Source organism: Afifella sp. H1R, assembly GCF_021462425.1.
Classification (GTDB): Bacteria; Pseudomonadota; Alphaproteobacteria; order Rhizobiales; family Afifellaceae; genus Afifella; species Afifella aestuarii.
This window is the reverse complement of sequence record NZ_JAKEDY010000002.1, coordinates 110,309-123,068: the sequence shown is the minus strand read 5'-3', so window position 1 is coordinate 123,068 and position 12,760 is coordinate 110,309. Positions and strand designations below refer to the sequence as shown.

General features: G+C 64.9%; 12 protein-coding genes. 4 read left to right on the top strand and 8 right to left on the bottom strand.

Translation table 11 applies throughout. The features are described from left to right. Positions 1-2: 2 nt before the first annotated feature. The 4 genes from L0F51_RS12230 to thrC all read right to left on the bottom strand — a co-directional run bounded on the left by L0F51_RS12230 (position 3) and on the right by thrC (position 6,269). Positions 3-2,897 carry an EAL domain-containing protein gene (locus L0F51_RS12230; protein ID WP_234629519.1) on the bottom strand — a complete coding sequence of 965 codons (2,895 nt, stop codon included), beginning with the start codon at positions 2,895-2,897 and terminating at the stop codon, positions 3-5. A gap of 106 nt (positions 2,898-3,003) precedes the next feature. Next, on the bottom strand, positions 3,004-3,582 hold the full coding sequence (locus tag L0F51_RS12225) for a GNAT family N-acetyltransferase (protein WP_234629518.1): 579 nt from the start codon (positions 3,580-3,582) through the stop codon (positions 3,004-3,006). A gap of 12 nt (positions 3,583-3,594) precedes the next feature. Then, a complete protein-coding gene (locus L0F51_RS12220; protein ID WP_234629517.1) occupies positions 3,595-4,857 on the bottom strand; it encodes a pitrilysin family protein in 1,263 nt (420 codons plus the stop codon). A 2-nt stretch (positions 4,858-4,859) separates the two neighbouring features. Then, positions 4,860-6,269, bottom strand: a complete 1,410-nt coding sequence (thrC, locus tag L0F51_RS12215) for a threonine synthase (protein WP_234629516.1) — start codon at positions 6,267-6,269, stop codon at positions 4,860-4,862. A 107-nt stretch (positions 6,270-6,376) separates the two neighbouring features. Between thrC and L0F51_RS12210 the strand changes: the two genes are divergently transcribed. Both L0F51_RS12210 and L0F51_RS12205 read left to right on the top strand, forming a co-directional pair. After that, positions 6,377-7,051, top strand: coding sequence for an HAD family hydrolase (locus L0F51_RS12210; RefSeq protein ID WP_234629515.1), 675 nt, complete (start codon positions 6,377-6,379; stop codon positions 7,049-7,051). A gap of 24 nt (positions 7,052-7,075) precedes the next feature. After that, positions 7,076-7,582, top strand: a complete 507-nt coding sequence (locus tag L0F51_RS12205) for a 2'-5' RNA ligase family protein (protein WP_234629514.1) — start codon at positions 7,076-7,078, stop codon at positions 7,580-7,582. 149 nt (positions 7,583-7,731) lie between these two features. Here L0F51_RS12205 and L0F51_RS12200 read toward each other — a convergent pair whose 3' ends face one another. The 4 genes from L0F51_RS12200 to L0F51_RS12185 all read right to left on the bottom strand — a co-directional run bounded on the left by L0F51_RS12200 (position 7,732) and on the right by L0F51_RS12185 (position 11,041). Then, a complete protein-coding gene (locus tag L0F51_RS12200; protein ID WP_234629513.1) occupies positions 7,732-8,223 on the bottom strand; it encodes a BA14K family protein in 492 nt (163 codons plus the stop codon). A gap of 102 nt (positions 8,224-8,325) precedes the next feature. After that, positions 8,326-8,655: a hypothetical protein gene (locus L0F51_RS12195; protein ID WP_234629512.1), complete on the bottom strand. Its 330-nt coding sequence runs from the start codon at positions 8,653-8,655 to the stop codon at positions 8,326-8,328. 197 nt (positions 8,656-8,852) lie between these two features. Next, positions 8,853-9,779: a cation diffusion facilitator family transporter gene (locus L0F51_RS12190; RefSeq protein WP_234629511.1), complete on the bottom strand. Its 927-nt coding sequence runs from the start codon at positions 9,777-9,779 to the stop codon at positions 8,853-8,855. Between the two features lie 11 nt (positions 9,780-9,790). After that, positions 9,791-11,041 carry a lytic murein transglycosylase gene (locus L0F51_RS12185; protein ID WP_234629510.1) on the bottom strand — a complete coding sequence of 417 codons (1,251 nt, stop codon included), beginning with the start codon at positions 11,039-11,041 and terminating at the stop codon, positions 9,791-9,793. 129 nt (positions 11,042-11,170) lie between these two features. On the opposite strand from L0F51_RS12185, the gene L0F51_RS12180 reads away from it, so the two are divergent. Then, positions 11,171-12,001 carry a heme-binding protein gene (locus L0F51_RS12180; RefSeq protein ID WP_234629509.1) on the top strand — a complete coding sequence of 277 codons (831 nt, stop codon included), beginning with the start codon at positions 11,171-11,173 and terminating at the stop codon, positions 11,999-12,001. Positions 12,002-12,042: 41 nt separating this feature from the next. After that, a complete protein-coding gene (locus L0F51_RS12175; protein ID WP_234629508.1) occupies positions 12,043-12,678 on the top strand; it encodes a heme-binding protein in 636 nt (211 codons plus the stop codon). Positions 12,679-12,760: the final 82 nt, after the last annotated feature.

Below are 12,760 nucleotides of genomic sequence, written 5' to 3'. Positions count from 1 at the left end.
TTTTAAGCGGAACGCGCCAGCGATTGCTCCGGCTGCTGGCGGCGGCGTGCCATCTGGTGCGCCATCTGCGACGACATCGGCCGTCCGTAGAGATATCCCTGCACGTATTCGCAGCCGAGCTGCATGAGCTCCAGCGTATCGGATTCCGTCTCCGCACCCTCTGCCACGACATCCATGCCGAGATCATGCGCGAGCGTGATGATCGAGCGCAAAATGACGGGGCGCGCGGTGGAGCCGTTGTTGGCGACGAAGGACCGGTCGACCTTGATCGTGTCGAAGGGAAAGCGTTGCAGATAGGAGAGCGCCGAATAGCCGGTGCCGAAATCGTCGAGGGCCAGGCTGGCGCCGAGATTGCGGATTTCCTCCAGCATCTTGGCAGCGAATTCGGGGTTCTGCATCACCAGCGATTCGGTGATTTCGAGCTTCAGCGTTTCCGGCGCGACGCCGCTTCGTGCGAGCACCGCCTTGACGTCGTTGATGAGGTCGTAGCGCAGGAGCTGCTGACTTGAGACGTTGACGGAGACGAAAAGCGGCGGGCCTTCGCGCAGGGCTGCCTGCCAGAGAGCCAGATCGCGTGCCGCGCGCTCCAGCGTGAAGAGACCGAGCTGGACGATGAGGCCGCTTTCTTCCGCGACCGGAATGAATTCGCTCGGTGGGACGGAACCTCGGCGCGGATGCTCCCAGCGCACCAAAGCTTCAAAGCCGGCGATCGTGTTGTCGGAAAGCCGGATGATCGGCTGATAGACGAGTTCGATCTCACCGCCTTCGAGAGCCGCGGCAAGGTCGGCCTGCAGATCGTCGCTGTCGCGCCGCACGATTTCGCCCGGCCGGTAAAGGGAGGTGCGGTCGCCGCCCTGGCGCTTGGCGTGGAAGCTTGCCGTCTCGGCATCCTTCAGAGTTTCGGCGGTCGCCGCGCCCTTCGTGGCGATCGCCACGCCGGCCGAAGCGGTGACACGAATGTCCTGATCGCCGATCGGGATCGCCGCGCGTACGGCGATGCGCAGGGAATCGGCGAATTCCTGCACCACATCCACTTCGCCCGGCGCCCCGAGCAGGATTGCGAAACCGTCGCCGCCGATACGGGCGAGCGTGTCGGCCGGCGACAAAAGCCGGGAGAGGCGGCGGGCGATGGCGAGAAGCACCGAATCCCCGACGGAGATGCCGTTCTCGTCGTTGATGCGCTGGAAGCCGTCGAGGTCGAGATAGATGACCGACGGCATGACCGTTGCGGCGGCTTCCGCGCGCAGGAGCGCCTGTTCGAGCCGGTCGAGAAACAATTGCCGGTTGGGCAGGCCGGTGAGGTTGTCGAAGATCGCGTCGTGCAGGAGGCGGTCCTCGGCGGTGCGGGATTCCGTGACGTCCGCCAGCGTGCCGGAACAGCGCATCACCTCGCCGTCGGCACCGACGATCGGGCGTGCCTTGAGATTGAACCACAGGAAACGCCCGTCCGCGGCGCGCATGCGGAAGATCTGGTTGATGCGGCCGCGGCGCTGCACGATCACGGCGTCGAGCACGGCGCGGAAGCGGTCTCGATCGGTCGGATGCAGCGTGCCGAGCCAGTTGCGCGCCGGCCCTTCGAGAGCCCCGCGCTTCAACCCGAGCACGGTTTCGATTTCGTGGCCGATCTCGATGCGATCCCGCGCCACGTCCCAGTCCCAGATGGCGTGCCCGGCGCCGACGAGGGCCAGCGCCTTCTGCTCCGCATCGCTGACGATGCCCTGGGCAAGGCCGCCGCCGGCAAAGGCGTGCTGCATGATGGTGAAGGCTACCAGCATGACGAGGAGAACGAGGCCCCCGGCCAGGGCGGGCTGGATCGACGGATTGTCGATGCGTCCCGAAACGGCGAGCCAGGCCATGGCAAGCCAGAAGACGAGGATCGTCCAGGACGGCACCAGCATGATGGCGCGGTCGAAGCCCCGGAAGGCCAGATAGACGATGACGGCGAGGCCGAGCATCACAGTGATCGGCAGCGAGATGCGGGCAATGCCGGCAGCCGTCGTCGGATCGATGAGGATGATGCCGAAGAGGGCCGTCAGAACGACGAGCCAGATGCCGGTGAGATGCGCGTAGCGAATGTGCCAGCGGTGCAGGTGCAGATAGGTCGCGAGGAAGACCGTCAGCGCCAGAGACAGGAGCACTTCCGTGGCCGCGCGCCAGGCCTGCAGCGCCTCCGGCCCGAGCCCGAAAACCTTGCCGATGATGCCGAAATCGATGGCGATATAGCCGAAGACGGCCCAGGCCAGGATCGCCGATGCCGGGAACATCGCCGTGCCGCGAACGACGAAGAGGACGGTGAGGAAGAGCGCAAGCAGCGCCGAAATGCCGAGGACGATGCCGCGGTAGAGCGTGAAGGAATTGACGCTCTCCTCATAGGCTTCCGGCTGCCAGAGATGCAGTTCCGTGAGTTTGGGCGAGGAGAGCTGCGCGATATACGTGACGATGGCGCCGGGATCGAGCGTGATGCGGAAGACGTCGGAGCCCGGCTCGTCGAGATGTTCCGGTGCGAAACCTTCCGATGGCGTGACGGCGACGATCCGCACCGAGCCGAGGTCGGGGGTCAGAACACCGGAGCCGACCAGTCGGTAATGCGGGGCGACGAGGAGGCGGTCGATCTGCTCGTCGGAGGTGTTGGCGAGCGCGAAGACGACCCAGTCGGAGCTGCCGCCGTCGTTTTGTGCCCGCACTTCGATGCGGCGGACGATGCCGTCGGCGCCGGCCGCGGTCGAAACCTGCAAGCGGTCCGTATCGCTGGAATAACGTTCGACCGCATCGGTGAGATCGAGGGTTGCGGCTCCGAGCGGCACCTCGATGGCTTCAAGCGCCGCAGCTGGCCGCACGAGCACGAAAAAGGCCGCCAGGACGAGCAGAATCCTCAGTGGGAAAGGCGATACGCGCAAGCCCTCAAGCCTCATCTTTTCCGGCAAATCGACGTCATCGTCTAACCCTCGTCTGGCTTGCACACAACCTTTGGCCGACGAGGGGTGGCGTTCATCCCCGGCCGGATCAGTCCTCGGCGAGCCGTGCAAAGCGGATATGGTCCTGCCAGCGCCCGGCGATGCAGACGAGACCGCGGGCAAGACCTTCTCTCTGGAAGCCGCATCTTTCCAGGAGCGTGATCGACGCCCGGTTGTGCGGCAGGCAGGCTGCCTCGAGCCGGTGCAGACGCAGCGGACCGAAGGCGTAGGGAATAATCGCCCGCAAAGCGGCGCTCATATGGCCTTTGCCCGCAAAAGGTTCGCCCATCCAATATCCGATCGTCGCCGACTGGGTCATGCCGCGCGTGACGTTGGAAAGGGTGAGGCCGCCGACGAGGACGTTCCCCGACATCCGGAAGATGAAGAAGGGATAGGCCAGATCGTCCCGGATCTCGTTGCGGTATCGCCGGATGCGCCGCCGAAACGACATGCGCGTGAGATCGTCGGAAGGCCAGATCGGCTCCCATGGCGCCAGGAAGGCGCGGCTTTCTTCCCGCAAAGCCGCCCATTCCGCGAAGTCGGCGAATTGTGGCGCACGCAACAACACGCCCTCACCGGTGAGGCTCGGCCCGACTTCGGCGGATGAGACGGAGCGCAGGAACGCCATGGTCGTCGGCCGTTACACCATGCTGCCGCGCAGACGTTTCGTCATGCTCCCGGCATCGGGAAGGTTGCCCACCGGTCCGATCGCAGCGAGCGTCAGCGGCGAGGCCAGCGCATCCTTCGCCATTTCGGCGATGTCGTTCGAGGTGACGCTTTCGAGATCGGCGAGAAGCTCGTCGAGGGCGAGCGGGCGACCGAGGATCATGATCTGGCGAGCGAGCTGGCCGGCACGCGCCGCCGGGCTTTCGAGCGCCATCAGGAGGCCCGCCTTGATCTGGGCGCGACCGCGGGAGATCTCCTCCTCGTTCACGCCGTCGGTGATCCTCAAAAGCTCGTCGAGAATGAGAGCCGAGGCCGCCTTGACGTCCCCCTTCGAGGTGGCGCTGTGAATGCCGAGGACGCCGCTGTCGGCGAAAGCCCAGTGAAAGGCCGAGATCGAATAGCACAAGCCTTCTTCCTCGCGCACGCGCTGGAAGAGCCTGGAGGCCATGCCGTCGCCGAGGATGGTGCCGAGCATGCGCGCCGCGAAATAGCGGTCGGAACGCCGGGACGGGGCTTCGAAGCCGAAAATGATCTGCGCTTCCTGCAGACGCCGCTTTTGCCGATGGTCGCCGCCGAGATAGCGGGCCGGCGCAAGCTCGCCGTTGCCGTTCTTTTCGACGTCGCCGAACTTCTCTTTGGCGAGCGCCACCACCTCGTCGTGTTCGATGCCGCCGGCGGCCGCAAGAACCAAGGCGTCGCCGCGGTAATGGCGGGCGAGATAGGCTTTGAGGTCGTCCGGGGTGATCCGCGTGATCGAGGCTTCCTCACCGAGGATGGTGCGTCCGATCGGCTGATTGGGATAGGCCGCGGCCTGGAAGTAATCGAAGACGAGATCGTCGGGCGTATCCATCACCGCGCCGATCTCCTGCAGGATGACGTGACGCTCGCGCGCCAGCTCCACAGGATCGAAGGTGGAATGGATGACGATGTCGGAGAGGACGTCGATGGCGAGCGGCAGATCCTCGTTGAGCACCCGCGCGTAATAGGCCGTGTGGTCGATCGACGTCGCGGCGTTGATCTCCCCGCCGACGGCCTCGATCGCCTCGGCGATGTCGCGTGCGCTCCGCCGCGTCGTCCCCTTGAAGGCCATGTGCTCCAGAAGGTGCGAGATGCCGTGCTCGGCCTCGCTTTCCGAGCGTGTGCCGGCATTGACCCAAACGCCGATCGCGGCCGTCTTGAGATGCGGCATGGTTTCGGTGACGACCGTGAGGCCGTTTTCAAGTTTGCTGAGCTGCATGATTATAACGCCTCGACCTGCGCGGCGCGCGAGCGAGATCGTATCTGTCGTTCCACCGCTTCCAATTCTGCCGGCACCACCGTGAAGTGCTCCTTACGCTCCATCAGGCCGGCGAGCCGCTCCGGCAGTGCCGGGCGGATGCCGCTGGCCTTTTCCACCGCATCGGGAAATTTCGCCGGATGGGCGGTGGCGAGCGTCACCATTGGCGAGGACGGCCGCAGATGGCGCTCGGCGACGCTGACGGCGACGGCCGTGTGCGGGTCTATGACGAGCCCGGTCTGGGCGTGGACCCGGCGAATGGTGGCCGCCGTTTCCGCTTCGTCCGTCCGTCCTGACGCAAAATCCGTCTTGATGGCGCTGAGACTTTTCTCCTCGAGCGTGAACGAGCCGGATTGCTTCAAGCCCTGCATGTGCCGCCGTGTCGCCGTGTCGTCGCGCCCTTCGGCGGCGAAGAGAAGACGCTCGAAATTCGAGGAGACCTGAATGTCCATCGACGGGGAGGCCGTCGGCACCACGTCGCCCACTTCATAGCGGCCGCTTTCGAGCGTGCGGTGCAGGATGTCGTTGACGTTGGTCGCGATGACCAGCCTGTCGATCGGCAGGCCCATTTGCGCGGCGACGTAGCCTGCAAAAATATTGCCGAAATTGCCGGTCGGCACAGTGAAAGACACCTTTCGGGCCGGCGCGCCGAGCGCCGTGGCGGCGACGAAATAGTAGACGGTCTGGGCGGCGATGCGGCCCCAGTTGATGGAGTTGACGCCCGACAGCGACACCTCTTCGCGGAAGCCCTTGTCGGCGAACATGGCTTTGACGAGGGCCTGGGCATCGTCGAAATGGCCCTTGATGGCGATCGCCTGAACGTTGTCCTCCGACAGGGTCGTCATCTGCCGTCGCTGCACCTCGGAAACGCGTCCCTCGGGGAAGAGAACGGCGACATCGACGCGGGCGCGTCCGCGAAAAGCCTCAACCGCCGCGCCGCCCGTATCGCCCGAGGTGGCGCCGACGACGGTCGCGCGCTCCCCACGTTCGGCCAGGATGTCGTCCATCAAGGCGGCGAGAAACTGCATCGCCACGTCCTTGAAGGCGAGGGTGGGGCCGTGGAAGAGCTCCAGAAGGAAATGGTTGGGCGCGATCTGCACGAGCGGTGTCACCGCCGGGTGCGGAAAACTGCGATAGGCGTCCGCGATGAGAGTTTTGAGCTTGGCCTCGCCGATCTCGTCGCCGACGAAGCGACGCATGACGGCAAGGGCGACGTCCTGATAGGGGCGCCCCGCGAAGGCTGCGATCTCTGAGGGGGAGAAGGCCGGCCATTCTTCCGGCACGTAGAGGCCGCCATCAGAGGCGAGCCCGGTCAAAACGACGTCACGAAAGCCTAGAGCCGGAGCCTGGCCGCGCGTGGATACATAACGCAAAAGCGTCTCCTCATTTCCCGACCGAAGTCGGGCACATCATCTCGAACGGCCTTTTTGAGCCATCAAGCCCTTTGCCGCAAGCAGCCGGTGCCCTAAAGCCTCAGGGCATGCTAGTTATATTCGATTGCGATGGCGTCCTGGTCGATTCTGAGATCATCGCCTCGCGCGTCACGGCCCGCCTTCTCGGCGAAGCCGGGATGGAAATCACCCCCGAAGAGGTTTCACTGCGCTTCGCAGGCCTGACCGGAGATCAGATCTTCGCCGAGGCCGAGACCGAGCTCGGCAAGAACCTGCCCGACACCATCCGGGCGCGTTCGGAAAGTGAACTCGACAACGCCCTGGAGACGGAACTGCAAATGGTGCCGGGGGTGCACGAGATGCTCGACCGGCTCGATGCCGCGCGCTGCATCTGCTCCAATTCGACGTCTGAACGCCTGGAAATGGAGCTTCGCCGCACCGAGCTCTATGACCGCTTCCGCCCTTACATTTATTCGGCGGTCGAGGTGCGCCAGCACCGGCAGAAGCCGGCCCCGGACGTGTTTTTGCATGCTGCCGAGGAGTTCAGCGTCGAACCGGCGAACGTGCTCGTCATCGAGGATTCCGTTCATGGCGTCAGCGGGGCGGTCGCCGCCGGCATGCGCGTGATCGGTTTCACCGGCGCGTCGCACTCCTGGCCAGGCCATGCCGAAGCGCTGATGGATGCGGGTGCGACGACGGTCGTCAACCGGCTCCGCGATGTGCCGGCGACGGTCGAAGCGCTCGCAGATTGGAGCCTCGTCTAGGGCTCTCACATCCGGAGTTTCGTGGTGGCGCAGCCCCTCGTCCTGACGCTGAAACTCGATGACGCCACGTTCGCGCGCCTCGACGCGTTGCGGCGTGCGCACTATCCGCCGGAGCGCAATCAGGTTCCCGCGCATCTGACGCTGTTTCACGCTTTGCCGGGCGAGCGCAAAAGCCTGCTGCGTCCGGTGCTCGAGGCGGCGGCACGGCGCCAGCGGAAGATCCCGCTCGCCTTCAAAGGGGTGAAATCCCTCGGCGGCGGCGTTGCGCTTACCGTGGAGGCGCCGGCCTTGTCGGCCCTGCGCCGCGATCTCGCCGACGAATTCGCGCCCTTCCTGACGGCGCAGGACAGTGCCGGCTTTCGCCCGCACGTCACTCTGCAAAACAAGGTCACGACGGCGGAGGCGGAAACCTTGCGGCGCGAGTTGAACATCGCGCTGCGGCCCTTCGAGGGGCGCGGCGAGGGGCTCATCCTGTGGCGCTATCTGGGCGGGCCGTGGCAGCGTGAGGCGGTCTTTCCTTTCCGGGGCTAGATCGGGCCGGGGCTAGGTCGGGCCGGGGTTCAAGCGGGCCGAGGTTCAATCGGGCCGAGGTTCAATCGGGCTCTCGGCCGGAAACGGGTGAGACGAAAAACCCCCGGCCAAAGGCCGGGGGCAGGATCATTTTTCAGCGTTTGCGGCGATCAATTGTAAGGGCTGTCGCAGCGATGCTTCCGTCCGTCATAGCCCGTATACGTGTCGGTCCGCGGATTGTAGGAGCGGTAGCGATCGTTGCACCAGGCGACGTGCGAACGCGCATTGGCGTTGCCGCTGTTGCCCATCTTGCTGCCGATGATGGCGCCGACAGCGCCGGCAGCAGCCCACCACGGCGTCGAGTAGTAATATCCGTCATGGTAATGGCTGTAGCCGGGGCGGCGGTGCCGATAGCGCGGGCCGTCCCGGCGTTTGTCCCAATGGCGCCGCTCGTCGCGCCTATCGGCCCGGTGGCGGCGGCTGTCGCGCCGATCCCAGCGTTGGTCGCGCCGATCCCACTGGACCTGCTGGATCTGGCTCGAACTCTGATCGGCAATGACGAGGCTCGGAAGCGCCGGCGCTGCGGTCGCGATTGGCGCGGCGGTCAAGGCGAAACTTGCCGCGACAATCGCGCATGTCGTGCGCATGCTCCTTTTAAACATTCAAACTCTCCTGGCTTACCCTAAGCCCCCTTCGCGGAGGGAAATTGGAAACTCCGGAATTTTGTTCCCGCCGCTGCAGTTTTGCTGCGCGGCAGGGCGCGCCTACCGCTTCCACCATTGCGTCATGTAATAAAAGCCATCGTGGAAATACGGGTGGCTTGCACGTTTCTCACGAAAGCGCGGCCCGTCATGCGCGCGATCGTATTTCCGCGCTTCGTGATGTGTCTTCTTGGCCGCTGGAGCCGGTTTAGTCTTGGGCTGGGTCAGGTTCGTCTTGGCTTTCTTCTGATAACTCTTCTTGATTTCCTTCGCTTGTTTCGCCTTTTTGTCTCGCCTTAGCTCGTCTGGTGATTTTTTGGATAGGACCTGGATGGGGGTGGTTTGCGCGAACGCGGCATTGCCCGCCGGGAGCTGCGGTCCTGCTTGCGCCATGGATGCTGCACAAAGCCCAGCTGAGACAACCAAGGCCGCCACAGCGCCACGCCATGAGAGAGATTGAACGGGAGGCATATTTGAACCTGTCTTATTTTTGAAACGATGCGGTGCTAAAAATTATCGGCACCGCTTTTCGTTCCCGTGCCGGCTCACTCTCGACGCAAAATGTCGACAGAATGTCGAAAACGCCACGCTCATTCCGAGGCGATGATCACCTCGGCCTCGGCTTTGGCCTTCTCGCTCGGCTCCACATGAATGGCGATATGGATGTCGCCGAGCCTGTGCCGGAGACCGTCTTCGATCGCATCGCAGATCTTATGCGCTTCAGCGACCGTCATGGCGCGCGGAACGACGAGGTGGAACTCCAGGAACGTCCGCTGGCCCGCGACGCGCGTGCGCAGGTCATGGGCCTGCAGCGAGCCCGCCCCGTGTTCCTGGATGAGCTCCTGGATTTCGGCTCGGATCTCGGCAGGAGCGGCTTCGTCCATGAGGCCGCCGACGGAGCCGCGGACGAGATGCCAGCCCGACCACAAGACATTGATCGCGACCAGCGCGGCGAGAAGCGGATCGAGAATGAGATAGCCGGTGAGGCCGGCCGCCAGCACGCCGCCGATGACGCCGACGGAGGTCGCCACATCGGCGAACAGGTGCTTCGCATCCGCGATGAGGGCGGGGGAGCGGAAATGGCGGCCCTGGCGCAAAAGATGCGCCGCCCAGGCGGCGTTGAGGACGCCGGCGAGAGCGTTGATGAAAAGGCCGATTCCGAGGTCTTCGAGGACGATGGGCTCGAAAAATGCCTTCCACGCCTCATTCAGGATGAGGAGAGCGGCGCCGATGATGAGGATGCCTTCGGCGACGGCCGAAAAATACTCCGCCTTATGGTGCCCGAAAGGGTGACCATCATCGGGCGGACGAGCCGCCTGCCGCAGCGCGATAAAGGCTCCGGCGGCCGCGGCGAGGTTTACGAGGCTCTCGAGCGCATCGGAAAAAAGGGCGACGGAGCCCGTTAGCTTCCAGGCGAGAAGCTTGAGGGCGATTCCGGCCAATGCGACGACGATGGAGCCGAGCGCATAGGTCGCCGGCGCAGCCTTCGGCGCAGTCTGCGGCGATGGATTTGGCACTGCTCGTGTACCTATTGCCGGCGAAGGCGCTCGAGGAGGGCGCGTGTCGGATAGCCGTCCGCCGGGAGGCCGATGGCAAGCTGGGCCGCACGCACGCCTGCGCGCGTCTTCTGGCCGAGCCGCCCGTCCGGCGGCCCCGCGTCATAGCCCAGGCGATTGAGACGCGTCTGCACTTCGAGAAGCTCCTTCGAGGAAAGCATGGCGGCCGGATTTCCCCGCCGCATCGGCGGTGCCCCTGCGAGGCGGGTGGCGAAATAGGCGGCCGCCAGCGAATAATTCGAGGAATTGTTCCATTCCCAGAAAATGTCGAAGTTGCGATAGGCGAGAAATGCCGGCCCGTCACGCCCCATCGGCAAAACAAGTGCGGCATCCACACGATCTGCGGGCAGGCGATCGCCGCCGCGGCGCCTCACTCCGTCGCGCGCCCAGTCTGCGCGGCTGCGATAACGGCCCCGTCCCGCCTCGTCCCAGGGGACGTTCGGGCCGACCTCCACCTCCTCGAGCCAGGGCTCGTTCGCGCGCCAGCCGAGATGGCGCAGAAACTTCGCCGCCGAGGCGAGCGCGTCGGGCACGCTCTTGACGAGATCGCGGCGTCCGTCGCCGTCGTAATCGACGCCGAACTTCAGATAGTTCGAGGGCGTGAACTGCACCTGTCCGATCTCTCCCGCCCAGGCCCCGCGCATTTCCTCAGGCGTCAGGTCGCCGCGTTCCAGAAGCACGAGGGCTGCAAAGAGTTCTTCGCGAAAAAGCTCCGAACGCCGGCAATCATAGGCGAGGGTGGCGAGCGACCGGAGCGAGGAGAACTCGCCCATATAGCCGCCGAAATCCGTCTCAAGGCCCCAGAAGGCGGCGAGCACCGGACCCTGCACACCGAAATTGCGTTCGATGGCTGCAAACGTCGAGGCATAGCGATCGAGCATGGCGCGCCCGCGCGACAGCCGGTTCTGCGAGATGAGGCGGTCGGCGAAATCCGTGAAACTCAAGGAAAGGCTCGGCTGGCCGCGGTCGCGTGCCAGCACTTTGCTGTCGAGGCTCAGCCCCCGGAGCTGCGAAAGGCTCCGGCGCGTCAGCCCCTTCCTGGCGCCTTCCGCAGCGACGTCCGTGAGCCAGGCGTCAAAACGCTGTCCCTGCCGGCAGGAGGTGTCGGCTGCGCTCTCTCCGGCAGAGAAACCGAGGCTGAGACAGATCAGAAGCGCCAGCGGGAGAGCCCGACGCGGCGCGCGGCCGCCGCGGGTGGCTTTGAGGATCGAGAGATTTCGCATGGCGCGATGAGATCATGTCCGCTGCGAAACGGAAACCCCTTCCTGCGGGCAACCGTAAGCCCGTCGACGCGTTCCCATTGCACGAACCGAGCGGCACGCGCTGCCGCTCGCCCGAACAAGGAGAATGCTATGCCGAACGCTCTTTCCCGCAGCTACGCCGAACTCCGCGATACGCTGGAAAAACTGCAGGACAACCTCGAAGAGCGGGGACGTTCGGTCGCCGATACGGGCCACGACGTCGCGCGCCGAGCGCGCCGTGCCAATCCGTGGCGCCGCCCCGAACCGAATTGGTATGATCGACCCGCGCAATGGTATCATCATGGCAGCGATTACGTGCGGGAGCGCCCGGGCGTCGCCGGGCTCGTCGCGGCCGGCGCGGCGCTCGTTCTGGTCGGCGGTGCGATCTATGCGGCGCGCCGCACGAGCCTTTACATCGAAGAGCCCGATTACGACGTCGTCGATCGCAAGAGCGAGTTCGAGGTTCGCGAATACGGCAAGCAGGTGGTGGCGGAGGCCCACGCCACGGGGCGCCGTGAGCAGGCCTTGAAGGCCGGCTTCCACAAGCTCGCCGATTACATTTTCGCCCGCCAGCGGCCGGGTAAGAAGATCGCCATGACCGCCCCCGTCGTGCAGGCCCCGGTGGTCGGCGAGAATGGCCGGCGGCGCGGCTGGGCCGTGCGCTTCATCATGCCGGCGAAATGGAGTTTGGCGGATCTGCCGAAGCCGGCGCAGGACGATGTGGTCTTGAAGGAGATGTCGCCGCGTCGCGTGGCCGCCGTCAGGTTCTCCGGCCAGATGAACGATCGTCTGGCGCTGGAGAATCTGGAGGCCCTTCGCCTCTTCATCGAAGATCACGGTTTGAAGGCGATCGGCGAGCCGATCTACGCCTATTACAATCCGCCGATGACCCCGGGCTTCATGCGCCGCAACGAGATCATGGTGGAGGTCAGCGAGGCGTGAGGACGGACCTCTCCCGCGGGGCTCGCAGCGAGCCCCCGTCCGTGGAACGAGCAGGGTCCGGCAAGGCCGGGCCCGCTTTGATCTTGGGTGCGGCGCTGGTGGGTCTCGGCCTCGGCGCCTATGCGATCGAGCGCATCATCCCGCGGCGTCCGATGCTCCGCGGGCGCGTCATCTACCGCGACGGCGATTATGAAATCCGCGACTATCCGGCTTTTCATGCCTTGGAGATGTCTCTCTACGGTGGTCGCGAAGACGCGCTTCAGCGGGCCTTCGAACGTCTGAGCACGGTGGACAGAGACGGGCAGGGGCGGGCCGTGCTTCTCGATCCGGTGATGCAATCCCTGCGTTCAAACGGGGCCGATGGGGACGGTGCCGATTTCGCCCATGGGCGCTGGTCCGTCCGTCTGCCCCTCATTGCGGCACGGGGAGGTGATTCCGGCTTCGAAAGCGCCGACCCGCGCCTGCGGGTCATCTCGGTGCCGGCGCAACGCGTCGCTGTTCTTCGTTTCTCTTCGACGGAGCCTGCCGCCTTCGGCATCAATCGTGTGATGCTGGAAGATTTCGTGGAGGATGAAGGACTTGAAGCCGATGGGGCGGTTTTCTTCGCCTATTACGGGCTTTCTCGCGCCCTTCCTTTCGGCCGTCAGCACGAGGTCATTCTCCCAATCTCCACCTGAGCCGGGGGCGCATTGCCCCAAAATCTGGATTCGCAAGCCTTGTCCGAAGCTTAAGCCCGTCCGGAAATCTCCCTATCCGTTC

What these genes read in the sequence shown, in the direction of transcription:
- L0F51_RS12210 (WP_234629515.1), top strand. Translation starts at nt 6,377, where the DNA reads ATGCTAGTTATATTCGATTGCGATGGCGTCCTGGTCGATTCTGAGATC.
- L0F51_RS12200 (WP_234629513.1), bottom strand. Translation starts at nt 8,223, where the DNA reads ATGTTTAAAAGGAGCATGCGCACGACATGCGCGATTGTCGCGGCAAGT.
- L0F51_RS12180 (WP_234629509.1), top strand. Translation starts at nt 11,171, where the DNA reads ATGCCGAACGCTCTTTCCCGCAGCTACGCCGAACTCCGCGATACGCTG.
- L0F51_RS12185 (WP_234629510.1), bottom strand. Translation starts at nt 11,041, where the DNA reads ATGCGAAATCTCTCGATCCTCAAAGCCACCCGCGGCGGCCGCGCGCCG.
- L0F51_RS12220 (WP_234629517.1), bottom strand. Translation starts at nt 4,857, where the DNA reads ATGCAGCTCAGCAAACTTGAAAACGGCCTCACGGTCGTCACCGAAACC.
- L0F51_RS12195 (WP_234629512.1), bottom strand. Translation starts at nt 8,655, where the DNA reads ATGGCGCAAGCAGGACCGCAGCTCCCGGCGGGCAATGCCGCGTTCGCG.
- L0F51_RS12225 (WP_234629518.1), bottom strand. Translation starts at nt 3,582, where the DNA reads ATGGCGTTCCTGCGCTCCGTCTCATCCGCCGAAGTCGGGCCGAGCCTC.